This is a genomic window from Streptomyces sp. NPDC006458, from assembly GCF_040612135.1.
Taxonomy (GTDB): Bacteria; Actinomycetota; Actinomycetes; order Streptomycetales; family Streptomycetaceae; genus Streptomyces.
This window is the reverse complement of record NZ_JBEXPR010000003.1, coordinates 22,145-48,780: the sequence shown is the minus strand read 5'-3', so window position 1 is coordinate 48,780 and position 26,636 is coordinate 22,145. Positions and strand designations below refer to the sequence as shown.

25 protein-coding genes and 2 pseudogenes are annotated in these 26,636 nt (G+C 68.9%); 15 read left to right on the top strand and 12 right to left on the bottom strand.

Going from position 1 to position 26,636, the window contains the following annotated elements:
- Positions 1 to 82 precede the first annotated feature (82 nt).
- The 3 genes and pseudogenes from ABZZ79_RS05540 to ABZZ79_RS05530 all read left to right on the top strand — a co-directional run.
- Positions 83 to 265, top strand: a complete 183-nt coding sequence (locus tag ABZZ79_RS05540; protein WP_356686772.1) for a hypothetical protein — start codon at positions 83 to 85, stop codon at positions 263 to 265.
- A 351-nt stretch (positions 266 to 616) separates the two neighbouring features.
- A complete protein-coding gene (locus ABZZ79_RS05535) occupies positions 617 to 1,663 on the top strand; it encodes an SGNH/GDSL hydrolase family protein (RefSeq protein ID WP_356686770.1) in 1,047 nt (348 codons plus the stop codon).
- A 179-nt stretch (positions 1,664 to 1,842) separates the two neighbouring features.
- Positions 1,843 to 2,206 (top strand): annotated as a pseudogene (locus tag ABZZ79_RS05530) (transposase family protein); the annotation flags it as partial.
- On the opposite strand, the gene ABZZ79_RS05525 reads toward ABZZ79_RS05530, so the two are convergent.
- Positions 2,116 to 2,403 carry a hypothetical protein gene (locus ABZZ79_RS05525; protein WP_356687259.1) on the bottom strand — a complete coding sequence of 96 codons (288 nt, stop codon included), beginning with the start codon at positions 2,401 to 2,403 and terminating at the stop codon, positions 2,116 to 2,118. The pseudogene ABZZ79_RS05530 and the gene ABZZ79_RS05525 sit on opposite strands and share 91 nt — an antisense overlap.
- 655 nt (positions 2,404 to 3,058) lie before the next feature.
- Between ABZZ79_RS05525 and ABZZ79_RS05520 the strand changes: the two genes are divergently transcribed.
- Together ABZZ79_RS05520 and ABZZ79_RS05515 are read left to right on the top strand one after the other, a co-directional pair.
- Positions 3,059 to 3,610 carry a hypothetical protein gene (locus ABZZ79_RS05520; RefSeq protein ID WP_356686768.1) on the top strand — a complete coding sequence of 184 codons (552 nt, stop codon included), beginning with the start codon at positions 3,059 to 3,061 and terminating at the stop codon, positions 3,608 to 3,610.
- Between the two features lie 942 nt (positions 3,611 to 4,552).
- The gene (locus ABZZ79_RS05515; RefSeq protein ID WP_356686766.1) at positions 4,553 to 4,876 is read left to right on the top strand and encodes a DUF2867 domain-containing protein; all 324 of its coding nucleotides are present in this window, start codon (positions 4,553 to 4,555) and stop codon (positions 4,874 to 4,876) included.
- Between the two features lie 364 nt (positions 4,877 to 5,240).
- Here the strand turns inward: ABZZ79_RS05515 and ABZZ79_RS05510 are convergent, their stop codons facing one another.
- Positions 5,241 to 5,567 carry a helix-turn-helix domain-containing protein gene (locus ABZZ79_RS05510; protein ID WP_356686764.1) on the bottom strand — a complete coding sequence of 109 codons (327 nt, stop codon included), beginning with the start codon at positions 5,565 to 5,567 and terminating at the stop codon, positions 5,241 to 5,243.
- A 125-nt stretch (positions 5,568 to 5,692) separates the two neighbouring features.
- Between ABZZ79_RS05510 and ABZZ79_RS05505 the strand changes: the two genes are divergently transcribed.
- The gene (locus ABZZ79_RS05505; protein WP_356686762.1) at positions 5,693 to 6,394 is read left to right on the top strand and encodes an STAS domain-containing protein; all 702 of its coding nucleotides are present in this window, start codon (positions 5,693 to 5,695) and stop codon (positions 6,392 to 6,394) included.
- 200 nt (positions 6,395 to 6,594) lie between these two features.
- Here the strand turns inward: ABZZ79_RS05505 and ABZZ79_RS05500 are convergent, their stop codons facing one another.
- The 3 genes and pseudogenes from ABZZ79_RS05500 to ABZZ79_RS05490 form a co-directional block, all read right to left on the bottom strand.
- Positions 6,595 to 7,836: a PP2C family protein-serine/threonine phosphatase gene (locus tag ABZZ79_RS05500; RefSeq protein ID WP_356686760.1), complete on the bottom strand. Its 1,242-nt coding sequence runs from the start codon at positions 7,834 to 7,836 to the stop codon at positions 6,595 to 6,597.
- A gap of 516 nt (positions 7,837 to 8,352) precedes the next feature.
- A pseudogene (locus ABZZ79_RS05495) lies at positions 8,353 to 8,505 on the bottom strand (cysteine hydrolase); the annotation flags it as partial.
- Between the two features lie 2 nt (positions 8,506 to 8,507).
- Positions 8,508 to 8,630: a hypothetical protein gene (locus ABZZ79_RS05490; protein ID WP_356686759.1), complete on the bottom strand. Its 123-nt coding sequence runs from the start codon at positions 8,628 to 8,630 to the stop codon at positions 8,508 to 8,510.
- Between the two features lie 378 nt (positions 8,631 to 9,008).
- Here ABZZ79_RS05490 and ABZZ79_RS05485 point away from each other — a divergent pair, with 378 nt between their 5' ends.
- Both ABZZ79_RS05485 and ABZZ79_RS05480 read left to right on the top strand, forming a co-directional pair.
- A complete protein-coding gene (locus ABZZ79_RS05485; protein ID WP_356686757.1) occupies positions 9,009 to 9,989 on the top strand; it encodes an aminoglycoside phosphotransferase family protein in 981 nt (326 codons plus the stop codon).
- Between the two features lie 464 nt (positions 9,990 to 10,453).
- The gene (locus tag ABZZ79_RS05480) at positions 10,454 to 11,308 is read left to right on the top strand and encodes a putative Ig domain-containing protein (protein ID WP_356687228.1); all 855 of its coding nucleotides are present in this window, start codon (positions 10,454 to 10,456) and stop codon (positions 11,306 to 11,308) included.
- 158 nt (positions 11,309 to 11,466) lie between these two features.
- On the opposite strand, the gene ABZZ79_RS05475 is transcribed toward ABZZ79_RS05480, so the two are convergent.
- From ABZZ79_RS05475 to ABZZ79_RS05445, 7 genes are read right to left on the bottom strand one after another with little or no spacing between them, the layout of a single operon-like run.
- Positions 11,467 to 12,687, bottom strand: a complete 1,221-nt coding sequence (locus tag ABZZ79_RS05475; protein WP_356686754.1) for a hydroxymethylcytosylglucuronate/cytosylglucuronate synthase — start codon at positions 12,685 to 12,687, stop codon at positions 11,467 to 11,469.
- Between the two features lie 2 nt (positions 12,688 to 12,689).
- A complete protein-coding gene (locus ABZZ79_RS05470; protein ID WP_356686752.1) occupies positions 12,690 to 13,517 on the bottom strand; it encodes an HAD hydrolase family protein in 828 nt (275 codons plus the stop codon).
- Positions 13,514 to 14,380, bottom strand: a complete 867-nt coding sequence (locus ABZZ79_RS05465; RefSeq protein WP_356686750.1) for a glycosyltransferase family A protein — start codon at positions 14,378 to 14,380, stop codon at positions 13,514 to 13,516. Before ABZZ79_RS05465 ends, ABZZ79_RS05470 begins: the two co-directional genes overlap by 4 nt.
- Positions 14,377 to 15,336, bottom strand: a complete 960-nt coding sequence (locus ABZZ79_RS05460; protein ID WP_356686748.1) for a nucleoside hydrolase — start codon at positions 15,334 to 15,336, stop codon at positions 14,377 to 14,379. The genes ABZZ79_RS05465 and ABZZ79_RS05460 overlap by 4 nt, the downstream gene beginning before the upstream one ends.
- Positions 15,333 to 15,902, bottom strand: coding sequence for an NUDIX domain-containing protein (locus ABZZ79_RS05455; RefSeq protein WP_356686746.1), 570 nt, complete (start codon positions 15,900 to 15,902; stop codon positions 15,333 to 15,335). The genes ABZZ79_RS05460 and ABZZ79_RS05455 overlap by 4 nt, the downstream gene beginning before the upstream one ends.
- Positions 15,903 to 15,917: 15 nt before the next feature.
- On the bottom strand, positions 15,918 to 17,579 hold the full coding sequence (locus ABZZ79_RS05450; protein WP_356686744.1) for a Rieske 2Fe-2S domain-containing protein: 1,662 nt from the start codon (positions 17,577 to 17,579) through the stop codon (positions 15,918 to 15,920).
- Complete coding sequence (locus tag ABZZ79_RS05445; protein WP_356686742.1) at positions 17,572 to 18,114, bottom strand: hypothetical protein; 543 nt, start codon at positions 18,112 to 18,114, stop codon at positions 17,572 to 17,574. The genes ABZZ79_RS05450 and ABZZ79_RS05445 overlap by 8 nt, the downstream gene beginning before the upstream one ends.
- Before the next feature lie 437 nt (positions 18,115 to 18,551).
- Here ABZZ79_RS05445 and ABZZ79_RS05440 point away from each other — a divergent pair, with 437 nt between their 5' ends.
- The 7 genes from ABZZ79_RS05440 (at position 18,552) to ABZZ79_RS05410 (ending at position 26,519) form a co-directional block, all read left to right on the top strand.
- Entirely contained in the window at positions 18,552 to 19,526 is a 975-nt protein-coding gene (locus ABZZ79_RS05440) for an ATP-binding cassette domain-containing protein (RefSeq protein ID WP_356686740.1), read from the top strand.
- Positions 19,523 to 20,311, top strand: a complete 789-nt coding sequence (locus tag ABZZ79_RS05435; protein ID WP_356686738.1) for an ABC-2 family transporter protein — start codon at positions 19,523 to 19,525, stop codon at positions 20,309 to 20,311. Before ABZZ79_RS05440 ends, ABZZ79_RS05435 begins: the two co-directional genes overlap by 4 nt.
- Positions 20,308 to 21,117, top strand: a complete 810-nt coding sequence (locus tag ABZZ79_RS05430; RefSeq protein WP_356686736.1) for an ABC-2 family transporter protein — start codon at positions 20,308 to 20,310, stop codon at positions 21,115 to 21,117. Before ABZZ79_RS05435 ends, ABZZ79_RS05430 begins: the two co-directional genes overlap by 4 nt.
- A 48-nt stretch (positions 21,118 to 21,165) precedes the next feature.
- Positions 21,166 to 22,140 carry a glycosyltransferase gene (locus ABZZ79_RS05425; RefSeq protein WP_356686734.1) on the top strand — a complete coding sequence of 325 codons (975 nt, stop codon included), beginning with the start codon at positions 21,166 to 21,168 and terminating at the stop codon, positions 22,138 to 22,140.
- A gap of 937 nt (positions 22,141 to 23,077) precedes the next feature.
- Positions 23,078 to 24,793: an IlvD/Edd family dehydratase gene (locus ABZZ79_RS05420; protein ID WP_356686732.1), complete on the top strand. Its 1,716-nt coding sequence runs from the start codon at positions 23,078 to 23,080 to the stop codon at positions 24,791 to 24,793.
- Entirely contained in the window at positions 24,793 to 25,767 is a 975-nt protein-coding gene (locus ABZZ79_RS05415) for a dihydrodipicolinate synthase family protein (RefSeq protein ID WP_356686730.1), read from the top strand. Before ABZZ79_RS05420 ends, ABZZ79_RS05415 begins: the two co-directional genes overlap by 1 nt.
- Positions 25,764 to 26,519, top strand: coding sequence for an SDR family oxidoreductase (locus tag ABZZ79_RS05410; RefSeq protein ID WP_356686728.1), 756 nt, complete (start codon positions 25,764 to 25,766; stop codon positions 26,517 to 26,519). The genes ABZZ79_RS05415 and ABZZ79_RS05410 overlap by 4 nt, the downstream gene beginning before the upstream one ends.
- Positions 26,520 to 26,636: the final 117 nt, after the last annotated feature.

The following is a 26,636-nucleotide window of genomic DNA, read 5'->3' as shown; positions in this document are numbered from 1 at the left end:
CCGCCGGACACTCCCGCCGGACAGCGAGTCTTTCCGCAGGCGAAGCCACTGACGCCGGCCGCGAAACGGGAGGATTTTGATCATGACCACGATTCAGCTGGTGTGCCTGCTGCTTGCGTGCTCGCTGGCTCTTCACTTGGGCACCGCGACGGGCCTTCTCGCCCGTCGCAGCGGTGCCGGCCCGTCCGCGGCACTGCTGGCGGCCGGTGCCACCGTGGGGGGCTTCCTTGGGCTCTACTTCGCCGCGGTCAGCGCCTATCAGTGACGTCCGGCCTCGGATGGTGTGTCAGGGGCGCGAGCAAGTCGCGCTGAACAGTCTTCGCGAGGCGGTCCTCGCCCGCGGAGCCGTGTAAAGACCCTAACTGGGGTTGTCCCGTAAATGGTCTACAAGCCGTGTGTGGGTGCCTGGTCGCCGTGCGGCTGGCTCACCTATCAGGCGTCTGCGCCAGCAGGCGGCAGGTGGCGCCACGAAGATCTGATCATTTAGCTCGATCGGGGCTGATAGGCCGGATTCGGTCGAGCAGTAGACCGGCGGCGTGGATGATCTTGGGCGAGGCGCCACCTATTTGGGGCATATCGAGGCTCCGGGGCGTTCTTTGTCGATTCTGGAGGATTGATGCGACACCCTGTCTCTCGTCTCAGGACGCGGGCGCTGGCGGTCGGGCTCGCCCTGGCTGCGGCCGCGCTGGTGCCTTCGGGCTCCGCTGGTGCGGCTGATCAGTACGAGTGGGCCGCGCTGGGCGACTCGTACACTGCCGGCGGTTTCGTCGGCGACCCGCGGCCCGCGCTCGGCGACGCGTCGCGGGACGGCTGCGACCGCACCACCGGCGCTTACCCCGGCCTTGTGGAGCGGGAGCTCGACGAGTTCCCGCCCGGCAAGTTCGTCCACCTGACCAACGTCAGTTGCGGCAACGCCACCATCGACAACATCGCCACGGTCAAGCAGACGCCGATCAGTCCGGTCGAGCCCCCCGCCGACGGCTGGAGCGCAGTCGACCCGCAGATCCAGCGGGCCAAGCTGAGCGACCAGACTGACGTTGTCACGATCGGCGTCGGCGGCAACAGCCTGCCCTTCGGCGGCATGCTCCTCAAGTGCCTCGAACTGGGCGCGAAGCCCGGGGAGTCCTGCCGTGAGTACTACACCAACCCGCCCCAGGGCGAGGAGAGCATCCAGGACAAGCTCGCCAGGGTCCAGGACGAGTACATCGAAATGCTGGCCCAGGTGCACCAGGCCGCACCCAACGCCAAGGTGATCACCGTCGGCTACCCGGCCGTCCTGCCGGAGGACGGCAGCGCCTGCAACCGCCTCTCCCTCACCGAGCTGGGCTCGATCAAGCACGCCGACATCGACTGGCTCCGTGACAACGTCCTCAAGCCGCTGAACAGCAAGATCCAGCAGGTCTCCTCGTTCTTCGGCGACCGCTACGTCGACGTCTACTCCTCCAGCGTGGGCCACGACGCCTGCCAGCCCGCGGGCACGAAGTGGGTCGAGGGAGTCTGCGGCGACGCCGCGGAGTACTGGCCCTCAAAGCTCCCTGGCACCGTGCTGAACTGCGGTCTCATCCAGAAGCGCGTCACCCTGGTTCACCCCAACGGTGAAGGACACGCCAACACCGCCGCACACGTCGAACGAGCCATCCGCATCGCTCTCCTCGAACGCTGACCGGTCTCTCACCGGCGCCAGTGCCCCGGCACGCGCGGAACCGCGGGCCGGGGCACTTGGCCAACCGAGCGACGGGCGTCTCCCGGCTGGTGAGTCGGGCGGCGTAGGCAACCAGAGGTCGTGTCCGCCGCGAGAGTTGGGCTGGGCCCTCCGCCTGACCCTGATGTGATGATCTTGATGTGGCTAGCGTGATCACGGCGGCGGAGCCGTCCTGGATAACTCCCTTCTCCGGGCTGAGCCCTCGCGCCTTCGGAAAGCTGGTGACGGTTCTGCGGCGCGCGGGGGCGGACACGACCCGCAAAGGCCGACCGTGGAGCCTTCCGTTGGAGGACCGGACCCTGCTGGTCGCGGCCTACTGGCGAACGAACCTGACCCTGCGGCAGCTGTACCTGTTGTTCGGTGTCGAAGTCTGCGGCGGACCGGATCATCAACCACCTCGGGCCGATGCTCGCCTACCAGCCCCGCAGGCGGTTCGCGAAGGACACCGTGCTCATCGTGGACGGCACTTTGGTCCCCACCCGGGACCACAGCATCGCCGAGCGGTCGGCAATCGCAAGTTCACCGGCGCCGACGTAGCCCTCGGCGTGGGGAAAGTGGTGCAGCCCGCCGGTGTGGTCGAAGTGCGCGTGCAGTTCCCGTGCCGCCTCGGTCGTGCCGTGGACGCTCAGCCGCGCCTCCCACGCCCGGCCCGCCAGGGCCCACGGCGCGCTGTCGGCGTCCCCCGACGCTGGTGTTCGCACCGGGTGCCCGTGCCCGCCGCGTCCATACGTGACCTGGACGGCCCCGCGGTGGACGACAGGCGGCGACGGGGCCTGAGACACGTCGTGGGCGCGATGCGGTGTGGCCGGGGTCCTGCGGTCAGGGCACGGCTCTGGCCTACACCACGACCGAGGCCGGGAGGCGCCCGTCAGCGGGTGGGCAGAGCCGCGAGGCCGGACCCGCCGCCGGTGTGGGCGGGCTGCTCCGGACCCGCCGCCGGTGTGGACGGTTGCGCCGGGCAGTGCGCTCCCGTCGCTCGGTCTGAGAGTGGCTGCGGGTGTTCGGCACGCACGGCACTGCGGCTCTGTCGGCCCCGGCAGCAAGCGTCGGGCGGTGGCCGGGGGAGCAAGTCGGATCACGTCTGCCCGGTGCGGCCGAGTAAAAGATTCACGCCGGCCCCGGCACTGGTTCTGGCGGCGCCGCCAAAGGCGAGGCGCCGGAGTCGGCCGTCCCTCACGTGGGGCGTGCCCGTTCCGCGCTCGACGCGCTGAGCCGGTCCATCCGAAGCGCCCCGGCGCGCCGCGGAGCCCAGGCATGCTGCGGACCGCATGCGGATTGTTGCGCTGCACAGCGGCGGCGGTTGCCTGACGCAGGCGGGGTACTCGGTGATGGTTTCGGCGCCCGGAGGGAGTATCCATGAAACTGACAGCACTCGGATCGGGCGATGAACCAGGTCGGCATGAACTCCTGGACGTCTATCTGAACGATCACCTCGCAGGCGCGACAGCCGGTGCCGAGTTCATCCGGCGTATGGTCGGAGAACATCGGGAATCGGCCTTCGCTGGCGAGCTGAAAACCCTGGCACGTGAAATCTCGGACGACCGGCAACACCTCCTGCGGCTCATGGCGGATCTCGACATGGCTGTGAGCCACCACAAGGTGTACGGCGCCTGGCTGGGCGAGAAGATCGGTCGGGTGAAACCCAACGGCCGGCTGCTGCGCCGCACCGGTCTCACGATGGTCATCGAGCTCGAAACCATGCGGTTGGGCGTGCAGGGCAAGGTATTGCTGTGGCGCACCCTGCTCTCGGCTTCGGCACACGAGCCGCGCCTGGAGTCGGACCAGCTGGAACGACTGCTGCGCAGGGCGGAAGACCAGGTCAGGACGCTGGATTCGCTGCATGCCAGGGCGACGGCGACGCTGCTTTCCGCCACACCGCCGAAAATGGCGGCAGGCGCCGCGAGCTGAGGGTCCCGACGCCCCGCTGGGCCGGACACTCTGCGCTCGCCCGGTGCACGGGGCTGCATCCGCCGATGACTCAGGCCGCCGTAGCGGCATGCGCTGGACCGAGATGCCAGTGGACGGCTTCCGATTCGCCGGAAAGAGGTTCCGGCGGCGGAGGCCGGTCCACGGAGGCGGCCCTCCGCCGCCACGCCCGCTGGGACGGGCGCCCCGTCAGGTATTCGCCCGTCACCCGCTCGGACGTCTCCGCAAGCCGTCCCGCGCGCGCCGTGTTCCCCTGAAAGCGTCTTCCGCGTCGATCTGGAGGGAGTTGATCATGCACGAGATGTGGCGTGGCGTCGACACCTCGGGACGCTGGGTGTGGCACGTCCTGATGGCGGACAAGACCTGGACACTGTGTGGAATGGCGAAGCAGGAGGATACGCACGGAGGGGAATCGACGGACAGACACTGCCTGACCTGTATGCAGGTGTTTCAGGACGAAGCCATGCGAGCGTAGTTCGTCATCGCGACAGCGACAGCGACAGCGACAGCGTCAGCGTCCGCGACCGTTCGGCCGGCGACAGCGTTGCCGGACGGGAGTTCGCTCCTCACCTCAGGCCCTGTGCGGCTGGCCGGTACCTCTTACCGGACCCGTTCTCGCCGACGACGCGGTGACCGGGCCCATGGGCGGTGTGCGCGAGATGGCGTCAGGCGGTCGCGGTGTGATGGTGGGCGGACCGGGTGGTGAGAAGGCGCCGCCGGGAAGGGTTGTCCCCGCTGGGACGATGACAGGAGCACCGGTCATCACCGATGTCGAAGTCGGCGGTGACCGGTGTCCTGTCTTTGTTGGGGGCGAGCAGCGCTCATGGCCGACGAGCGGTATGCGCCGTCGGGGTCGACACCCCTCGCCGGTGACGGCGAAACCGATGTCCGTCGTCCGGCCCAGGGAGGGTGGAGCTGTCCGTCGTGGACGGTCCAGCCTCGCGCGCGGGTCTCCTGCTGCCAGGACAGGTCCAGAACCGCGGGCAGGAGCGGGGCGCGCAGGGTCACGAGCTCATGCTCGGCGAGGATGGGTCCCACTTGGACTTCCGCGCCTCGGTCCTGGTCGACGAAGACTCCGTGACGCTGGCCACCGCCGTGCGGCTGCACAACACACGCGGTCGGCTCTACTCCGCGGTGGTGCGCCGGGTCCACCCTTACATGGCCCGCCGCGCGCTGCGCCGGGCTCACCGCCGCGTCGCGTTCGCGGCCCGGCCCGCCGGGGAGCGGAACGCTCGGGCCGCTCTGTGATGCGCCCGCTCGACGCGGGCGGCCGGACTGCCCACGGGCGCGGCCCCATCCAGCTCGGCTGGAACGTCAACTGCACGGCCGTCGGTGACGCGCTGGGCCTGGAACCGCTCAACACCCCTGGCTGGTACGGAACCACGCCGCCGGCATCGGCAAGCGCATGAAGTGAGGGCGTACGCGGCAGGTCCGAGGAACGGCTTCCCGCGCGGCCGTCGTCGACGGGTGCCGGTACGGGGCGAGCGCCGCCCGGACGTGAAGCGGTTGGGCCCGTCGCTCACGCGGGGGCAACGGAGGCGGAGGGTCGGCCTTCGCGGTGCGCGTGGGTAGGGACATGCCGCTCGCGGTGCCACCACCGGGGCGGACGGGGTCAGACGGAGGTCTGGGTGCTGCGGGCGTCGTCGTGCTGGAGAAGGAAGACGAGGAGTTCGGCGACGGTGAGCCCGCTGTCGGCGGGATGGCGCAGGAGGGTGTGCGGCTGGATGAGGTAGAGGTTGGACCGGCCTGCACGGGTGTGGGTGAGGTAGCCGTCGGCTTCCAGGTCGGTGATGATCTTCTGTACGGCGCGTTCGGTGAGACGGCACCGGGCGGCGATGTCGCGGATGCGGGCGGAGTGATTGCCTGCGATCGCGGCCAGCACGCGGGCGTGGTTGGTGAGAAACGTCCATCCGGTGTGCGGTTCTGGCACTTGTCCCATCCCTCCAGGCTAGGGCAGTTGATTCACGCATCCAAAAGGGCGAAAAAGCTTTCAGGTATCGCTTGACGTGAATGAATGGGCGGGGGAACCTGGGAGGGCATCCCTGAACATCGCGGGGAGGAGCGATGTACCAGCACCGACACCCTCGCCGGGCCGGCACCACCGACGCGGGGGCAGGCGATGCCCTGAAGGGCACGCAGGCCCTCATGCCGTGCGAGCCCGTTGTCGTCAGGTCCGAGCGGAACGGCCACGTCAGGGTCAAGGTGAGCGGCGAACTCGACATCGCCGCCGGGCCCGCACTCCGCAGCGCCCTCGACGCGGCCGTCGACCGATGCGCTCACGTGATGCTCGATCTGACCGGCGTCACGTTCTGCGACTGCTCCGGGCTGAACGTGATGCTTGCCGCACAGCGGCATGCCGCGGCACAGGGCAAGACCCTCAGCGTGCGGGCGGCGGGCCCCGCGGTCGAAGGTCTTCTGACCCGTACAGGCACCTGGTCACTGCTGACCCGCACCCAACCGGAGGAGGACGTCCTGAGCGACGGTGAGGAGGATCTGGAGGAGGAGGTCGTGCAGCTGCGCCGTGCCATGCTCACGCGCCCGCAGATCGACCAGGCCACCGGCATTCTGATGGCCACGTTCTCACTCAGCTCAGAAGACGCCTGGAGCGTCCTGGTCAGGGTCTCCCAGAACACCAACACCAAGCTGCACCACGTCGCGGAGGAACTCCTGAGGACGGTCCGTGGCCAAACGCTGCCCGAAACGATGCGGACGCAGTTCGGCGCGGCGGTAAGCGCGATCCGTGACGGTGGGGCCCCCGCCGAGTGAAGCGCGGGGAACGTTGCGATCCGCGAGTTCTGACAGCGTCCATGCCGGCTGGGCGAGCCCGGCCGGCACCTCGTCGAGAGCCCGGTCCGGCTCCCCGCCAAAGTGGGACCCTCCGCCCGGCCACGCCAGGGCCGACGACCTCCACGAAATGCCGGGCCGGTTCGCGGACCGTGGGACAGAGGGTGGGGGGAGGGCGTCGCTCACGGGGTGTCGTACTCGGTGTCCGCAGGTGGCGCGGTGGGGCGCAGCTCCCTGTTGCGGCTGGCCCCGTGCCACTCCAGGCAGACTACGGTGGCGTCGTCGCTGAGCCTGCCGCTGTGGTGGCTCAGGACGGCACGCATCAGGCGGCGCAGGGTTTCGGGGACGGGCAGGCCGTCGGCGTGGTGGCGGATGATGAAGTCGGTGAAACGGTGCAGGCCGAACTCCTGGCCACGTGCGTCGCGGGCCTCGATGACGCCGTCGGTGTAGAGCAGGATCCGGTCACCGGGTTCGAGTTGCTCGCGGCCCAGCGTGGCCGCGATCCCCAGCTGGGTGCCGAGCGGATGTGCGGGTGGGCAGTGCAGGGGGGCTGCCCAGCGGCCCGCGCGGATCAGTACCGGGGGAGGGTGTCCGCGGTTGATCCAGCTCAGCTGCCCGGTGGCGGCGTCGAGGTCGGCCAGGATGGCAGTGACGTAGGTGTCGTGGCCGAAGTGTCTGACCAGGATCTCCTCGGTGTGCTCGCCGACGGTGACCAGATCGGCTCCCTGGCGGCGCTGGTTGCGGCAGGCCGCGACGGCCAGGTTGGCTGCCAGCCCGGCGTGGCTGTCGTGCCCCATGGCGTCGAAGATCCCGAGATGTACATGGTCGCCCGCGACGGCGTAGTCGAAGGCGTCACCGCCGAGCTCGTACGCGGGCTCCATCGCCGCGGAGATCACCACATGCCGGTTGGCGAACGCCCGGGGCGGCATCAGATTCCACTGCAGCTCGGCGGCCACGTTCATGGTCTCGGTGCGGGACAGGCGGGCGGCGGCATCGCTGCTCTGCCGCTTGGTGACGACCAGCATGCCCACCAGTGACGCCACCGCCTCAAGTTCCTCGGGCGCGGAGTCCTCGGGCAGGTCGGCCCGTAGCACGCCGAGGCGCTCCGTACCGTCCAGGACGGGCACCCACCAGCGGCGGTCCTCACCGGCCCCGCCCCGCTGCCGCCGGTTGGCGGTGAAGACCCGGCCAGGCAGCGTGCCCTCCACCGAGAACGTCTCACCGCCCTCCGCGGCATCCGCTCCCCGCCCGGTCACCTCCCGCAGCACCTGCTCGCGGAGATCGGTGAGGAAGATGCGGGCATCCGACATGCCTGCCACCCGGGCGTGCCGCGCGACCAGGTCCGCCAACTGATCGAAGCCGACCAGATGGCCCTCGCGGAGCATCCCGGTGAGCCCCTTCAGCATGCGTTCCGACGCGTTCACCCCGTCACCTCGCAAGATCGTCACAGCCGCGGGCTTCGGGCAGTCGGGCCGCGACACAGCCGCCCGTGCGCCTCCAGCTCCGCGGCAGTCGGCTTCACCAGCCGGAATGCGTCCCGAGAGCCAACCGATCGGCGACTGTTCGCCGGGTTCGACTACCACCGTACGGCGTCGCCGAGGGCGACGGTGTCACTGTCCGGGGCCGGGGTGAACCCTGTCCCCGGCGTGCCGCCTGCTCTCCGCCAAGGTGGTCCCGCACCCCCGACGACCGGCACCGAGGCGCTGACACCGGGCGGGTCGAAAAAGCCGGTGTGGGTATCCGCAGGGGGTCCGCTCGGGGTAGCGGGAGCCGCGCGGGCGCCCGAGGTGCCGCACCGCGCCCGCGCGGAACCGTTGACGGTCACGGGCACGTCGGTGTCGATCTCCGCCCGGTCGGCGGTGCGAGCGACCTGGTGTGCCGGCGACGAGGTCGCGTCACGAGCGGGTCAGGCGCGGTACACCGTGGCTGACGTTCCGCGGCTACGGTTCGGCGGTCGACCGGGTGAAGTCGATCTGCTGCGAGGTGATGATCAGGGCACCCATGTTGCGCTCCATCATTTCCAGTGCGGCGGATCCGAGGTTCGGGTGGATGGAGGCGACGGCATCCTTGGGAACGGTGACGCGCAGATGGCGGGTCAGCCGCGAAGCCGCGACAGTGCCTTCGTGCCGCGGCAGTCGAAGAAGCCCTGCCGCTCCTTGCCGATCCGGCTGACGTATGCGGAGTCGAGTCCCGCGTCGGTGAACGCGAAGTCGGGCATCGGCCCTCCCGGAAGGAACGGATGGTCTGGCAACGTCAGGGAACGCCGAGTACCCGATAGCTTGGCGGGCCTAACGAGACATGGGTGTGTCCTCGGTGCTGCGAAGCGTTACTGGGAGTGGTGGACGCGCCACGGACCGCGTCGAGCACACCAGCGGGACCAAGGACAGTCCGCGGTCCACGTGCTGGTCCACCTTGCGGGGCTCGCCGCTCGGGCCACACACTGTGACCAGATTGTCGCTGCGTGCCAGGTGGCCAGATCACCCACGTCCGCGATCGACGATGCCGAGAGGTCAGCAACAGCAGGACGTCGCAGGACACTTGAGCGCACCACCCCGTCCCGGTGCTACCGTCCGATCATGCTTCGGGCGGAGGATTGATGGAGAGCATCACAAAGAACCGGCAGTCCATCGAGTCGCTTCGCGCGATGGTCGCCCGCGCCTACGGCCCTGAGGAGGTGTGCGACGAGGGCGAGGACTGGGTCAGTGAACTGAGCCACGGCTGGTTCAACGTGGCCTATCGGATCCGGCTGCGATCCGGCGCGCGGGTCGTCCTCAAGATCGCGCCGCCGCCGGACGTCGAGGTCATGACCTACGAGCGCGGTGCCATGGCCACCGAACTGGCGGCGATGCGGCTGATCCGGGAGCACACGAAGGTCCCCGTGCCGGCCGTCGACTTCGCCGATCAGAGCCGTGAGCTGTGTGACGCCGACTACTTCTTCATGACGTACGTCGACGCGGACAACCTCAGCGTCATCACGGACACCCTGACCGAGGCGGAGATCAACGCGTACGACGAGGCGCTCGGCGCGATCACCCACGAGCTGAACGGCATCACGGGCACCGCCTTCGGCCCGCTGGGCGGGCCGGGCGCCAGCACGTGGCGCGCGGCCTTCCTGCGGATGGTCGAGGAGCTGCTGGGCGACGGCGAGCGACGCGGCGTCGACCTGCGCCACGACTACGACGTGATCCGCGAAGTCGTCGCCGCCCACGCCGATTCGCTGGACGAGGTGACAGAGCCCCGGTTCATCGAGTGGGACCTGTGGCCCGGCAACTGCATGGTGCGCGAGGGCCGGATCGTGGCGATCATCGACCACGAGCGGGCGTTCTACGGCGATCCCCTGATGGAGTTCGGCTTCACCGGCAGCGAGTCGAGCGCCTACGGGGACTCCACGGCTTTCATCCGCGGCTACGGCCACGGGCCGTTCACCGCCGCCGAGCGGACCCGCCGACGGCTGTACAACCTTTACCTCGCTCTGGTCCAGGTCATCGAGACGAACTTCCGGGGGCACACCGACACCGGCCAGTACGACTGGGCGTGCGAGCGACTGCGGGAGACCGTGGCCGTGCTCGGCAAGTAGGCACACTGGCGGTCTCCGCGCCGGTGCTTGTCGTGCCGGCGTGGTCGGCACGGGCCGTGTCGCTCTCCCGCGGGCCGTCCGGGCCGACCGGGACGCGGACGGCCCGGCGGGTGACGGCGTCGAGGGCCTGGTTCCGCCCGGTCCCAGGTGGCGCGCACGCCTCGTCGAGGCGTCCCTGCTGAACCTGGACGCCGCCGAGGTGGCCGGGGGTCACGCGGTGGGTGCGGGCGTGTTGCCGGTGGCCGGTGGCGACGCGGTGTTGGAAGTGGATCTCCGCGTCCAGCGGCCGCCCATGACGCGCAGGCGCAGTCGGACTCCTGGTCCAGAGAGGCTTCCTGGAAGGAGTCCGGTCGGCCGGGGGCGTCGTCGTAGTCAGCGCGGGAGGGGTTCGGCTCTGCCCGGCTGACGGCCGCCGCGAGAGTGCGCTGTGATGCGGGCGGCAAGGATGAGGTGGCGCTGGGCGGATCAACGGCGTCAGCTACAACTCCCCGACCTCCGACGGGCTGCCGGTCACCGCGATCGGCCGCGACGCCGCCGCGAAGATCTGGTACCGGGCGCTCACCACCTACATGACCTCCATCACCAACTACGCCGGCGCCCGCGCCGCGACGCTCAACGCCGCCGCCGACCTGTACGGTCTGGGCAGCAGCACCTACGTCAACGCCGCCAACGCCTGGGCCGGCATCAACGTCGGCCCCCGCACCGCCCAGGGCGTGACGGTCACCAACCCGGGCAACCAGACCGCCCTGGTCAACAATGCCGCGAGCCTGCAGATCCAGGCCGGCACCACCAACCCCAGCGCGCTGACCTACTCCGCCACCGGCCTGCCGGCCGGCCTGTCGATCAACGCCTCCACCGGCCTGATCTCCGGCACCCCGACCACGCTGGGCACCAGCAACGTCACCGTCAAGGTCACCGACTCCACCGGTGCCTCCTCCACCACCACGTTCACCTGGAACGTCGCCAGCGTGATCACCACCTTCGAGAACACCACCGACGTGACCATCCCCGACACGGGCGTCGCGGTGTTCTCCAACATCAACGTCATAGGCCAGAGCGGCAACGCGCCGAAGAGGCTCAAGGTGGGCGTCGACATCAAGCACGCCTGGCGCGGTGACCTGGTCATCGACCTGGTGGCCCCCGACGGCACGCTGTACCGCCTGAAGGACCACGAACTCCACGACTCGGACCCCAACGTGATCGACACCTACGCGGTGAACGCCTCCAGCGAGGTCGCCAACGGCACCTGGAAGCTCAATGTCGCGTACGTGTCGACAGTCGACACCGGCTACATCGACAGCTGGAAGCTGACCTTCTGACCCACGGGGACCACCGGCCCCCCGGCCGGTGACACCGATCACACCTGATTGCTCCGCTGTCCACCTGCCACGGTGGGCAGCGGAGCTGTCGTACCCAAGAACGCCGTGCGTGTCGGATCGGTGGCGATTCCGGCGCACCTTCTGCTTTCCGGCCCGTTTCAGCGTGACCGGAGAAGGTCGTGGAGGATGTCGGCGACCGTGTCCGCGCCCTCGTTCCCGGTCACGGCGCCGAGTCGGGTGAGATCGACCTGCTTGTTCCGGGCATAGGTCAGGGCCCTTGTACAGGCCTGGGCCAGTTGGGGGATGCCCTCGGGCCGGGCGGCGGCAGCGGCCGATATCTCGCTGTACATCGTGGTGATGGCCCAGTCCTCGCCCCGGGTCCGTTCACGGGCGACGCGGTCCTGGTCCACCGTGCCGGGCGGCCACGACACCACGATTCCCGGGTCCACGACCTGTGCGACCTCGGCGGCGTGCAGGATCTGACTGAGGTTCTGCGGCGGTAGCACGACGGCCCGCCGGCCCAGGGCGCCGAGCTCCAGCAGTGTCGTCTGCCCCGGAGAGGTGGCGACGATGTCCGCGGTGGCCAGTTCGTTCAGGAAGCGTTCACGGGGCAGGCGTCCGCCGCTGAGCTTCATGCCTCGGGTGAGGTCCGCCGGGAGCGGCAGCCGGTCGGGGTCCAGATTGCCGGTGATGACGACCTGGTCGTAGCCGTGTGCCTGGAACGCCCTCAACATCGCGGTGGCCACGAGCCGCACGTAGGCCTCGATGCTGCCGGACGAGGTGGCGGGGGAGTGGAGGCCACCGAAGTTGAGCACCGCTTTGCCCGGTACGGGCGCGGCCGGCTCGGACGGGTGAGGGCCGATGATCCGACCGACCCAGTGCAGTGACGAGATCCCGCGCAGTACCGGCCAGCACGGCTGGGGCAGGGCCGGACACAACTGCGCGCAGTAGCGGGTGACGTGCTGCGGCACGAGTTCGTGCTCGGTCCACATGAACGGATTGGTGTCGACGTAGACCACCCGGCAGTCCAAGGCCTCCAGACGCATGGCCAGTTCGGCGTTCAGCACGACCAGGGCGGCTTCCACGGAGTGCCGGGCCAGCAGGTCCCGCAGCTCTGCGTCCGTGAGCGAGGAGGTGTCCGCCCAGTGATGGACGGCGTGGTGGCGGAGGACGGGGCGGCCCCCGTTCGTGTCCAGTCCCAGATAGCGGTTCCGGCCGTTCTCCCGGAGCCCGAGCGCGCCGAGGATCGCGGCGAGCAGCCCGACACTTCCCCAGCCGAAGTCGTCTCCTGCCACGGCCAGTGACACGGGACGGGTCAGCGCGGGGCGGATCGTCGGCGCGGGGCGCGGTGTCACCCGGGACGCCTGAGGGTCGTTCATGATCAGCTCCTGTGGGGTCGTCCTGAGCTGCGTCGGGGAAGCGGTGTCAGGATGCGGTGAATCGCCCGGGCCACGGCCGCACTGTCGTCGTTGGCCAGATGGGTGTACCGCCGCAGCAGCTCCGGGTGCGCGTCGCCGACGGCGAAGGCGTCGTCGGCCAGGTCGAGCAGCGACAGATCGTTCAACTGGTCGCCGAAGGCGATCAGCCGTCCTTGTCGGCGGGTGGCGGTCAGCCAGGCCCTTAAGGCGGCCCCTTTTGTGGCTGCCCGCCCGGAGATCTGCACCAGGCCCGTGGATTCCGGCTGCTCCGAGGTCACGAACGTGATGTCGTCACCTGCCGCGGCGGCCAGTACTTCGACCGCCGCGCGCGCGGTGTTCGGGGGGTCGGGGCGGAAGAAGACGCGGGCCACCGCACCTTGGGCGCACAACGCGTGCAGCGGGCCGGTCAGGAACCGCGGACCAGTGTCCGTGGCGGGCCACCCCGTATAGCCGTCCTCGTGGCCCAGGTTCGTGCCGAACTCGACCGCGTAGGCACCGGTGATGGATGCGGCCCGCAGCGCGTGGGAAAGGCGCTGGACCGCGGCCGAGGCCAGCGGAAGATGAACTCCCGCCGGATCCGGGGAGACTCGCTCCGCCCCGTCGCACGTCAGGACGCAGTCGAAGAGCGCAAGCTGCCGCTTCGGCAGGTCCAGACACCGCGAGGGGCGGCTGGTGGCCAGCACACAGGTGGCGCCGTGCTCCTTGGCCCGGCGCAGCCCGCTGGCGTTCGACGCTGAGATGACTCCCTGGTCGTCGGTCAGTGTTCCGTCGAGATCACACGCGATGATCACGAGGGCTCGCCCGTGCCGGGGCGGGCGGGCGCGCAGGACCGGGCCGCCGTCCGGTATCCGTGGATGAAGGCCAGCCGGCGCACGACGGGATAGACCGCCGGCAAGGGGTTTCGGGTTCCCGCAGCGATGCGAGCGACGGCGCGCAGGGTCTTCGCCCACTCGTGCCGAGCGGAGCTCTCGGGGAGTATGCCGAGGCATTCCCCGCGGTGCTGACCTGCCCCGTAGTTGCGCACACTGGCCAGATCGGCCCGGATGGTCAGCGGTTTGTGGATCACCGTCCCTTCCGGTACGAACGCGACGGGCAGTCCTGCCGCGCGTCTGCGCAGTTCGAAGTCGCGATCCTCCCGCCAGGTCAGGCGGGTGTCGAAGTGGTAGCCGCCCATGTGCCGGATGACGTCCTTGCGGTAGAGCAGTGGAGGGCTGTAGGCGTTCGGACGGCGGGTGCGCAGAGCGTCCTCGGTGTACTCACGGGTCCGGGCGGTCATCCGGGTCGCCCAGTTGTGGCTGCTGAAGACCGTGCGCCCTCGGGAAAAGGAGCCGGTGCCCAGGCCGGCGGCCATGGCCCGGATGCTTCCCGGGGTGAAGACGCAGTCGGAGTCCATGAGCAGGACGAAGTCGCCTGAGGCCTTCTCGGCGCCCGCGTTGAAGGCCGCGCCGATCCCGGCCTCCTCCAATGAAAGGATCTCCAGGGGAAACCGGTCGAAAGAGGCTACCCACCGCACGAACGCCGGCGTGCTGCCGTTGGTCACCACCACTACCTCGACACGTTCGTCGATCGACTCCAGACAGCGGAAGATCAACGGGTCGTCCTTCACGGGAATCACGACCGACGTACGGCTGATCAGCTCGTCCCCGGCTGTCACAGCGCATCCTCCTTGAACGCGTGAGCCATGTGATGCAGCACTTGACCGGCGTCGACCTCCAGGACCACCTCCGCCCGGCCGTCCGCGCACGGCCGCAGCCTCGTCGCGCCGAGCGAGGCGGTGAGCGACGTGTCCACGCTCACCTCACCGCGCACGCTGTGGGTGACGATCTCCGGGTGTGTCATCACCAGGGCGGCCACGAGATCCCACAGCGGCTCCCGGAAGTCGGGTCTCGCCTCGAAGGTCGGGCCCTTGGTGCGTGCCAGATCGCGGCTGAACGGACCCCGCCCTGACGTGATGTGCAGGAACTCGGTCAGCCCGTAGGTGAGTTCGGTGGTCACGTCCAGCGGTACGACCGTGATGCGGGGGAGGGGCGCCGCGAGCACATGGGCCGCGGCGAGAGGGTCCGCCAGTACGTTGAACTCGGCGTACCGGCCGATGTTGCCCTGGACTTCGAACGCGCCACCGGAGAAGACGAGGTGCCGGATCCGCTCGGCGGGAAGCGTCTCGGACGCGAGGGCGTCATGAAGGTTGCCGAGGGGGCCGAGAGCCAGGTAGTCGACCGTGGGGGTTGTGAGGGGCTGGGCGCCGGACCACCCTGTGGTTGGGCTCTCGGCCTCCGGTGCGGCACGCGTACGCGGGCTGCCCAGTTCACCCAGGTACGCCGATGACCCCAGCTTCTCGCGCAGCTCAAGGTGGTACGCGTGGACGGGCGGAGTCCATCCTCGGGGACTGTCCGGGCCGGCCCACGTGTGCGTCTCGACGGCGTAGGAGGCGAGAAGGGCTCGGACGTCGGTGAGACTGTCGCGGGCGAGGGTGTTGCCGGAGCAGGTGGTGATGGCCGACGGGACGCGGTCCCGGCTGAGCAGGTAGTGGAGGGCGAAGGCATCGTCGTTGACGCCCTTGATGTCAGTGTCGACGACCAGGTCCACTTCGGGTGAGACCGAGGTGTTCATCGTTGCTGTGTCTCCCCCTGACGGTGTTCGGAAGCCGGTGCGGCCGGGCCGAGCCGATGGAAGTGGCAGGCGCGCTCGATCAGTTCGGGATACCAGGGCTTCACCCGCGACAGGGCTTGCTGTGCGTCGGCCACCGGGAGCATCCGCACGGAGGTGACGTGCTCCGCTCCAGGTGGGTTGGTCGGAGGCCCGTCGCGCACCGCGTCACAGACCCCCCACAGCCAGGCCTTTCTCGGGTGGGGCAGGTGAGGACGGTACGGGGTGGTCTTGTATCCGTCGGCCAGATGCGCGCCGAACCAGAGGGGACGCCCCTGAACGCTGAGGCCGGCCTCCTCGCGCAGCTCTCTGAGAGCGCAGTCCAGTATCGATTCCCCGGGCTCACGGGTGCCGCCGGGCAGGAACGTGTTTCCCCGATCGTCCTGGCACACGCAGATGTTGCCTGCCGCGTCCATGGCGACGACATGGACGCTCTGCACGAGTTCCTCGGGCGGGACCTGCTCCGTGTAACTGGCCCAGACCTGAACTTCCGGCCAGTGCTGCCGGTCGTAGAGCGTGGGTTGACTCATCGACGGGCTCCCGGGTCAGGACGGATCGGGTGTCGGCACGCGGCGGACCGCGAGCTGCGGGCTGCGGGCGTTGAGGCACTGTCCGGTCGCGAGATCGAATGTGAAGTTGTGGCGCAGGCAGGTGAGGCGCTGGTCCTCCACGACGGCTCCCACGGCCAGGTCCTCGCCCGCGTGCGGGCAGTATCTGTTGATCTCGAAGGCGCGGCCGCCGCTGTCCCTGACGGTGATGCGTTCCTCGGAGTCCTGCGCGGTGTCGTACTTCTCCACGGCCTTGAGCGCTTGCGCGTCCGCGTGCTTGAGGAGTCCGATCAAGTAGTCGTTGTAGACATCGGGGTCGCGATGGAAGCGCACCCGCAGCGACAGCAGCAGAGCCTCCCAGCTCAGTTCTCCGGTGAGTACGGGCAGCAACCACCGGCCGTCGACGGTGAGGTGGTAGCTCGGCTTGTCGGTCAGGGCCTCCCCGACGGCAACCCCGTCGTGGTTCAGTACGACGTCCCACTCGCCTCCGTGCGGCCCGCCCACGGTGAACCGTACGGTCATGTCGATGCGGCTGTTGAAGTGCTTGCTGAGCCGGCCCAGGTGTTCAAAGTGCTCGGTGAACAGCGCTCGCAGCTCAGGACCCGGCTGCGGACAGCTCTCCGCGACAGCGGCGAGGGCCGAGGCGCGGTCGTCCGCGTACCGCGCCAGGTAGGTTTCGCGGTCCGCGGCTCGGAACGAGGAGGACACCGGATCGCGAGTCACCGTCCCGTCGCTCAGGTCTGTCCGGTCCCCGGGCCGGAAGACCTCCCACCGCTGCCGCGGAAGGCGGCGGGACAGCCAGGCGCGGGCTTCCTCGGGATCGGTGTACGCCCCCTCGGCCCCCGGGCCGAGCACCCAGTTGTACGCGCGCAACTCGGGGTCGAGGAAGCACGGGGGGCCGGCGAACGGCACGGCGAGTTCGGGTTCCGTCGCCTCCACCAGCCGTGCGACGGCACGCAGTTTGGAGAGCTTCTTCTCCCAGGCGATCTGCCGGACCTCGTCGCTGGAGTAGTGGTCGTAGGCCATGGGATGCCATGCGGCGCGCGAGGCCTGCAGCGCCATCAACGACAGGGCTCCGCCCGCCATGTGCTTGGCGCGCCGGGTCTGCGCAGGGGTGAGCTTGGCATCGTTGCAGTTCAGTACGGAGAACCCGTCCGTGACGATCAGGAAGGCCGCGTCATGCCACATCGGTGAGACCTCGGGGATCGCGGTGATCCAGGAACCGCGATCGTCCAGGGGGAACGGCTGCCAGGGCGCGAGTTCGACGATGGTGTAAACACCGGCCTGCTCGATCCTGCGGCGGAAGCCCGCGGCGGCGTAGCGGGGTATGAGCACCCGTGCTGTGGAGGGGAGTTGGGCCAGGAACCAGGGATCGAAGTGGTCCAGGTGTTCGTGTGTCACCGCGATCCAGTCCGCCTGTTTCAGCGGTTCCAGATCCAGATGGTCGTTTCGGGGGTACTGGTGCCAGGAGCCGAGGTTGGCGCCGGCGCTGTCGAACCAGGGGTCGCACACGAGCCGGAACGCTGAGGTCTCCACGGACAGCCCGGCGTGGCCGAGGAACGTGACGGTCGGCCCCGGCCCGCCGGTCGTGCTCCCGGCTGCTCGCCGGGGTCCGGGTATCGTCGCCCGGGACGGGGCGCGGTCGGGTAATTCAGGCATGCTCATCCCAATCACCTCGTGCCACGATCTCCCGGACCCGTTCACCGAAGAGGGGATCGGCACCCTCGTACCGGTGATTGATGACTGTTCCTTCGGCGAGGAAGTGGCCGACCCCTCGCCCCATCGCGCGGCCGGACTTGGTGTGCACGTCGAGCGCGTAGTCCGGGATGACCGGCTCGCGAAGGTGGTTGTTCATCGTGTGGCGCGACCACATGCAGATCTCGTCCGTGGTCATGTCCTTCGGGAAGGAGACCAGATAGCGGACGGCCTGGACGAGGAACAGCCAGCGCTCGCCCGTGCCCCGCTGCACGCGGGTGCTCACGCGGTGCAGGGACTCGACCACGAGCGTCTGAAGAAACGTTCCGTCATTGCAGTCGGACGCGGAGATCACCATCAACCGGGTCCATAGGTGTGCTTCCAGTTCCTGGCTGGTCTCGTACATCTCCCGGGCGACAAGAAGCGCCTCTTCGAGATTTCCCCTGCGAATGTACTTCTGCAGGGCGGAGATGAGCTCGTCGCACTGAAAGCCGCGCACGCTCTGGACATTCGCCCAGGGGTCTCTTGTGGAAGGCGGGAGCGACACAGTCCTCCTCATCTTTTTGCCTTGAGTAGCTGATTCAGGGCATGCGGCACCCACAATTCGGTACGCGTGACGCAATCCGCGGCAGGGGTCCGGGAATTGGAAGCCCGGAGGATCGGTCCATGCCGGTGGATCGGCGCATCGGCACCGGGGTGATCAAGGCTGCACGGGCAGCCGAACAGGCCGCATGAGTGCATTCTGCATTCAGGCGTGTTTACGCTAACAACGGTTCACGCGTCACGTCAAGGAGACACTGGGAACCCGCGCAAAGCATGCCGCTATGGCTGAAAACCAACGCCCTGACGCAGTCCATGGCGCCGCTCGCACCAGCAACTTCCCAAGGGGACGGCCCGGTTGACGCGACCGGTGGCGGACTGTAATGATCGGCCGCTATGTCCATCATTCACGTGGAGGACCTGGTCAAAGAGTTCCGCCGGCCAAGACAGTACGACGGCTCCTTCCGCACCATACGGACGTTGCTCACCCGCGAATACACCGTGAAACGGGCGGTGAACGGTGTTTCCTTCGATGTCCAGGCCGGTGAACTCGTGGGCTACCTCGGCCCGAACGGAGCCGGGAAATCCACGACGATCAAGATGCTCACCGGGATTCTCGAACCCACCGCCGGTACGGTCACGGTCGCGGGTATTACGCCCTGGCGCGAGCGAGAGCGAAACGCCCGGAATATCGGCGTCGTCTTCGGTCAGCGCAGTCAGCTGTGGTGGGACCTTCCCCTCCGGGACTCCCTCTGGCTGATCGGAAAACTGTACGAGATGCCGCGCGGCCTCTTCGAGACCCGACTGCGCCAGTTCACCGAACTGCTCGGACTGGCACCGTTCATGGACACCCCCGTGCGCCAGCTCTCCCTGGGCCAGCGCATGCGCGGGGATCTGGCGGCCGCCATGCTCTACGCCCCGAAGATCCTCTACCTGGACGAACCCACCGTCGGTCTCGACGTCGTGGCGAAGGAAGCCGTACGGACCTTCGTGCGCGAACTCAACAGGGAGTCCGGCACCACCGTCATCCTCACCACGCACGACCTGGACGACGTGGAGCAACTATGTGACCGGATCGTGCTCATCGACCAGGGGGCCGTCATGTACGACGGCGGACTCGACACGCTCAAGTCCCGTTACGCGCCCTATCGCGAGCTCGTGGTGCACACCAACAGCCAGGTGAGCGACGTGCCCGGCGCCACGGTCACCAGACAGGAGGACGGGCGAGTATGCATGCGCTTCGACCCCCGGCTGATGACCGCCGCCGACCTCATCGGCTCGCTCCTGGCCCGTCACGCGATCAGCGACCTGTCCATCACCGAGCCGGAACTCGAATCAGTGATCCGCAACATCTACGCGGACCGCCCGTGACCGCGTTCCTGGCATGCGGCCGTATCGGATGGCGCACCGCCACCGCCTACCGCGGGTCCTACCTGCTGACCTTCGCCACGCTGATGCTTCAGATCTATCTGATGAAGACGGTATGGACAGGTATGTACGCGGGCCGTGAAGAGGTGGACGGCGTCACCCTCCACACGATGATCGCCTACGCCACCCTGGCGGCCGTCCAGTACACACTGCTCAACCCCCTGCAGGCGTCGCCCATCCCGCAGCGTGTCCGCGAGGGCAAAGTGGCCGTCGACCTGCTGCGTCCGGTCGGTTTCCCCCTCCAGATGTTCGCGTCGCAGGTAGGCGGGGCACTCTCCGCACTGCCGGCGGTCGTCGTCGCCCTGCCGTTCGCGCTCCTGGTGGGCGGTGCGCAAGCCCCTTCCTCGACGGGGTCGCTCATCGGCTACGGTATCGCGCTGCTCCTCGGCATGCTGGTCAACCAACTCCTCTTCCTCACCAAAGCGCTGTTGTCGTTCTGGACCCTGGAGACCACCGGGTTCGACATGATCTACGGGTTCACCGCCCAGCTTCTCTCCGGCACGCTGGTGCCCCTCTGGTTCATGCCCGGTCCCCTCAAGGCTGTGGCCGAGGCGCTCCCCTTCCAGGCCACCGCCTACACGCCGGTCGCGATCTTCCTGGGCGAGGTCCGGGGAAACGCCATGAAACAGGCGCTGGGCATGCAACTCGTATGGGTCGTGCTGCTCGGCGGGCTCGCGGCACTCGTCTGGTCACGGGCGAAGAGGCATGTGGTGGTGCAGGGAGGGTGAGAACACTGCGCCTGCTCAGAACCTACAGACTCCTGGTCGGGGCCGCCTGGCGCGCCGAGATGCAGTACCGAGGCAATCTGCTGGCCAATATCCTGGGCGGTCTCTGCTACCAGGGCGCCGGCCTGGCCTTCATCTGGGCGGTGCTCGACCGTTTCGGCGACCTCGGCGGATGGTCACTCGGGGAGATCGCCTTTCTCTACGGGCTCCGCCTTGCCGCCCACGGGCTGTGGGTCGTCCCCGGCCACCAGCTCATCTTCGTCGACCAAGTCGTGGTGGAGGGGGAGTACGAGCGTTACCTCGTGCGACCGGTCCCGCCGCTCCTTCAGCTCCTCACGCGCCGGTTCCGGCCGATCGCCCTGGGGGACCTCGCCGGAGGCCTGGCCCTGCTGGCCGTGGCCGGCAGTCAGGCTCCCGTCGACTGGTCGGCACCCGCGGTGGCTTTCCTGGTTCTCGCCGTCGTCGGTGGCGCCATGGTCGAGGCCTCCACCCAACTGGCCGCGTCCGCACTGGTCTTCCGGCTGCTGAAAACCATGCCGGTCAAGCAGCTCATCGACGGGATCTTCAACGAGTTCGGCAACTACCCGATGGGAGTCTTCGGTCCGGCGGCGCGTTTCGGCCTGACCTTCGTCTTCCCTCTCGCCTTCGTCGCCTACCTGCCTTCGACCGTCCTGCTCAACCGAACGGGCGAGCTGTCGGTTCCACCCGAACTGGCGTGGTTCTCACCGCTCGTCGGCGTCGTGCTCCTTCTCATCGCCTACCGCTTCTGGTGCCGGCAGTCGCGTCATTTCCAGAGCAGCGGTCATTGACCCGCCGTTGCCGGAGCCAGCCATAGTTGTCCTGGAGGCAGCTTCTCCATGTCCCCCACGTTGAGTGTGGTCGTGCCGATGTACGACGTCGAGCACTATGTCTCCGCCTGTCTGCAGTCACTCCTGAACCAGCGGCTCGCGGACGTCGAGATCATCGTTGTCGACGACGGGTCCACCGACTCCAGCCCTTCCCTGGCCCGCGACTGGCAGCGCGAGGACAGCCGCATCCGCGTACTGCGGCAGCCGAACGCCGGATTGAGCGCGGCTCGCAACACGGGAGTTCGTGCGGCGCGGGGGCGGTACCTCGCCTTCTGCGACAGCGACGACGTCGTCTCTCCCGACGGCTACGCCCTGCTTGTCGAGTCCGTCGAGACCACAGGGTCCGACATGGCGTCAGGAGACGCGCGCCGACTGGACAGTGCCGGGATTCGCGCGCACTCCGGATACGACGACTTGTTCGCTCATGAACGACGACGTACGCATATTCGCCAGGACAAAGCCCTGGTGCGGGACCGCATGGCGTGGAACAAGGTGTTCCGCCGCTCGTTCTGGGACGCGAAGAACCTTTCGTTCTCGCTGCCGGCCTACGAGGACGCGCCGGTGATGATCCGTGCCCACATCGAGGCGACTGCGGTCGATGTCCTGCCCGAGGTCGTCTATTACTGGCGTATCAGGGAATGGGGACCGCCCTCGATCACTCAACGGATGCGCGAGCCGGACAACGTCGCCGCGTGTATGCGGTCGGTGGTGGAGACCTTCGATGTCATCACCACCCTCGCACCCGAACTCGTCGAGACCTACGCCGATGACATGTGCCGGCGTGACATCCGCAACGCGCTTCGCTCCCTGCACATGCATGACGACGCCGCACTGGGTGACGCGATGACGCTCGCCCGGTCGTTCGTCATGAGTGTTCCCGGCGAGGTCCTTCGCGCGCTGCCGAAGAAGGACCGGCACGTCATGGAACTTCTCATCATGAACGACTTGGAGGAGATCCGGCACCACGTGGAACCCCCGAACTGACACGCCGTCTCACCGCATACCGGCACGGCAGCGGATGGCCGCCGGCCGCGGGCGCCGAGGACCACGCGGGCGCCGCGGCCGGGACTGCGGAAGACGCCACGTCACGAGCGGAACACGTTCCCCCGCCGACGTCCGGCCGCATCCGTCCGTCCGGTCGGTCCGGGCGTAGGGTTCTCGGCGCTTCAGGCGCTTGATCCCCGCGGCCTCGTCCGATGTCACACCTGGACGCCGGCCGGCACCGACACTTCGGCATCGCGGACCCAGATCCGTACCGTCTCCGCGGCGCCGATGCCCAGCCTCACGACGGCCGCCTCCATCGCGGCCCACTCCGTCGGGAAGTTGGGGCGAGTCCCGCACCGCGCGCTCACGACGCTCGGGAGCGCGGGGAGACGGACGTGCCATCACTCGATCCTCTCAGGGGACCGAGCCGCCAGCAGACCCGGAGCGACAGGTCCCGCCAGGGCGAACAGGCGCGGCACGTTCAGGCGATGGCCTCAACTCCGGCGGCGGTCGGCCCGGCGAGCGGTTTGAGCGGCCCGACGCGCCCCGGGCCGTTGGTCAGACCGGCGAGGGCGGCGGTGGTCACGGCAGTCACCAGGTCAGGCCAGGTGCAGATGCGGGACAAGTGGACGCGGCGGTCACGGTGGGCGTCATCCCGCGGTCCGGCCACTCCGCAACGCTCGGCGATCTCCCCTTCCACGGGAATCTCGTCGCCGCTCGCGGCCCCGGCGCCCGGGGCTCCTCGATGATCTCGCGCCCCGCATGGTGACTCAGTGCCGTCGCCCGATCATCCCTCGGTCACCTTCCCCTCCGCCCGTCTGCCGCGACGCAGGCCCCCTGCGCGACCACCCGGAATCCGAGCTGCCAGACCACTTGACAACATAGCTGCTAAGTTGAAGCATGCTTACGCCCCGGTTGGGGTGAACAAGGAGGAGAAATGACTCGGCTGCGCAGCGCGACATGGTGGGACGACCCCGGCAAGTCAGGGTTCATCGCCCGTCATCACATGCGGCAACTCGGCCTCACTCGCGATCAGTTGCGCGGCAAGCCGGTGGTGGGAATCTGTAACAGCTGGTCGGAGCTTACGCCGTGCAACGCGCACCTGCGAGTGCTGGCCGAATCGGTGCGTCGGGGCATCACCGCCGCCGGCGGACTCGCTCTCGAGTTCCCGACCATGTCCATCGGCGAACCCCTGATGCGCCCCACCTCCATGCTCTTCCGCAATCTGATGAGCATGGACGTCGAGGAGACGATCCGCGCGAACCCCCTGGACGCCGTCGTCCTCCTCGGCGGCTGCGACAAGACGCTGCCCGCCCAGCTCATGGGCGCGGTAAGCGTGGACGTGCCGGTCATCGCCCTGTCCGGCGGACCGATGCTGACAGGCCGGTTCCGCGGCCGCACCGTTGGATCCGGCACCGACATCTGGCGGATGAGCGAGGAGCTACGGGCCGGACGGATCACCCAGGACGACTTCGACGAGTTCGAGGGCTGCCTCGCCCGTTCGGCCGGCCACTGCATGACGATGGGGACCGCATCCACCATGGCCTGCGTCACCGAGGCCCTCGGCCTGTCCCTCCCCGGCGCCGCGGCGCTGCCCGCCGCCGACGCCCGGCGTGCGCAGCTCGCGGAGCAGTCCGGCACGCGGGCGGTCGAACTGGCCCGCGAGGAGCTGCGCCCCTCCGCCGTCCTCACCCGGGCCGCGTTCACCAACGCGATCGTCGTGAACGCGGCGATCGGCGGCTCCACCAACGCGGTGCTGCATCTCCTGGCGATCGCGGGGCGTGCGGGTGTGCCCGTCACCCTTGAAGACTTCGACGACGTCGCCCGGCGGACCCCGCTGCTCGCCGACCTCATGCCCAGCGGCCGCTTCCTCATGGAGGACTTCGCCTACGCGGGTGGACTGCCGGCGCTCATGGGAGAGCTCGGAGATCTGCTGGACCGCGAGACGATGACCGTGACCGGCAGGTCCCTCGGTGAGAACCTGGCCGGTGCGCAGGTCTGGAACGACGAGGTGATCCGACCGCTGAGCAACCCCGTGCAGACGGCGGACAGCGGGACCGCCGTACTGCGCGGGAACCTGGCACCCGCCGGGGCCGTGATCAAGCAGTCCGCGGCCTCCCCGGAGCTGCTCAACCACCGCGGCCCGGCTCTCGTCTTCGACAGCATCGAGGAGTACCTGCGGGCGGCCGACGACCCGGCCCTCCCGGTCGACTCCGACAGCGTGCTCGTCGTGCGCAATCTGGGCCCCCGTGGCTACCCGGGCATGCCCGAACTCGGCAACCTGCCGATGCCGGCCAAACTGCTGGCCCAGGGAGTCACCGACATGGTCCGTATATCCGACGCCCGGATGAGCGGAACGGCCTACGGCACCGTCGTGCTGCATGTCGCACCGGAGGCCGCCCTCGGCGGTCCACTTGCCCTGGTGCGCACCGGGGACGTCATCGAGCTCGACGTCGCGGCCCGGAGCCTCACCCTCGATGTCGGGGAGGACGAGCTGGCGGCACGAGCCGCTGAGTTCGTCCCGCGCACGCCGTGGGCCGAGCGAGGATGGACACGGCTCTACGTGGACCACGTGCAGCAGGCCGACCGAGGGTGCGACCTGGACTTCCTCGTCGGGGGCTCCGGCGACCGTCCCGCCAAGGCGCCGTTCTGATGGGCACCGCCGGCCACGACGGTCGCGAAGCCGCCCCGTCGACGGATCGCCTCAGCGGAGTGATGCCCGTGCTGGAGGTGCCCTTCACCGGCGACGGCGGCCTCGACCTCGACAGCTTCGACCGGATGGTGGGCCATGTGCTCGGGACGGGCGTCACCGCGGTGATGTTCCCCGGCTTCGCCAGCGAGTTCCACAAGCTCAGCGACAGCGAACGCCACCTTCTGACCCGGCGTCTGCTCGCCATGACGGCGCGGCGCCCCGATGTCGCGGCTGTCGTCTCCGTGCCCGACCACGCGACCCGCCTGGCGGTCGAACGGGCCACCGCAGCCGTCGAGGCCGGCGCCGACGCTCTCAACCTGCTGCCTCCCTACTTCCTCGCGCCGCCCGCCGACGAAGTGCGCCATCACGTCACGGCCGTCCTCACCGCCGTCGCACCGACTCCCGTGATCCTGCAGTACGCACCCGCCCAGACCGGGTCGTCCTTCAGCCCGCAGACGCTGGGGGACCTCCGGGCCCGGCACACGAACCTGGTGGCGGTCAAGATCGAGACGGCGCTTCCCGGCAGGCTCGCGCAAGCCCTGGCCAAGGGCCCGAACGGGCTGCGTGCGTTCGTCGGCTATGCCGGACTGCAACTCTCCGACGGGCTGCAGCGAGGAATCGCCGGGGTCCAGCCAGGATGCTCGTTCACCGAGATCTACCAGCAGATCTGGACGCAGTGGCACCGCGGGGACCGGGACGGCGCGCTGGCACTGCACGGCCGCCTCGTCCCGTACCTCGCCTACTGGATGCAGGAAGTCGAACTGATCATCGCGGTGGAGAAGCTCATCTCGGCCCGACGCGGCCTCATCGACACCGCCCACTGCCGCAAGCCGGCGCGCCGACTGGACGAGCAGGAGGCCGCGGTGGTGGAGCGCTTCCTGACAGAGTTCGACGACTTCCTTCGGCCTCCACGGAACGGACAGAGAGCAACATGATCGATCTGACTGGCGGTGTCGTGCTCGTCACGGGGGCCGCGCGCGGCATCGGAGAATCCATCGCCACCCTGGCCGCGAACGCCGGCGCACGCGTCGGTCTGCTCGATATCGACGAGGGAGGCGTTCGCGCCACCGCGCTCCGCATCGGACCGGCCGCCGCCTGGGCGGTGTGCGACATCACCGACGAGCAGTCCATCGCCCGAGCCGTGACGGCCCTGCGCGACGAACTCGGCCCCGTGACAGGGCTCGTCAACAACGCGGGCAAGAACGCCTACGGCGACCCCGTGGCGATGTCGGCCGCTCAGTGGGACGAGGTGTTCGCGGTCGACCTCAAGGGCGCGTGGCTGATGAGCCGGGCGGTGCTGCCCGACATGCTGGCCGCCAGGAACGGCGCGATCGTGAACATCGCCTCGATGCACGCCACGCTCACGTGTCCCGGCATGTTCCCCTACGCCGCGGCCAAGTCCGGGCTCATCGGCCTCACCCGGAGCCTCGCCCTGGAGGTGGGTGCCCAGGGCGTGCGGGTCAACGCGGTGAGCCCCGGCTACACCGAGACCGACCTGCTGGCCGAGTACTTCGAACGCCGGCCTCCCGAGGTCCGTCGCGCCGCTCTGGACAAGCACATCCTCGGACGCCTCGGCACGCCCGAGCAGGTCGCGTCCGTCGTCACGTTCCTCTTGTCCGACGCGGCGGGATTCGTGACAGGCGCGGACTGGGCCGTCGACGGGGGTGTCTCCGCGCGATTCGCCTGACGGGCGATCACCCGCGATCACCCCTGCCCCCGGACCCTACGGCTGTCCCATTTCCCGTCCCCCACGTCATACGACCCCGTTACGTGCAAGACGTCGGCGGTCGCTGTACAGCACAAA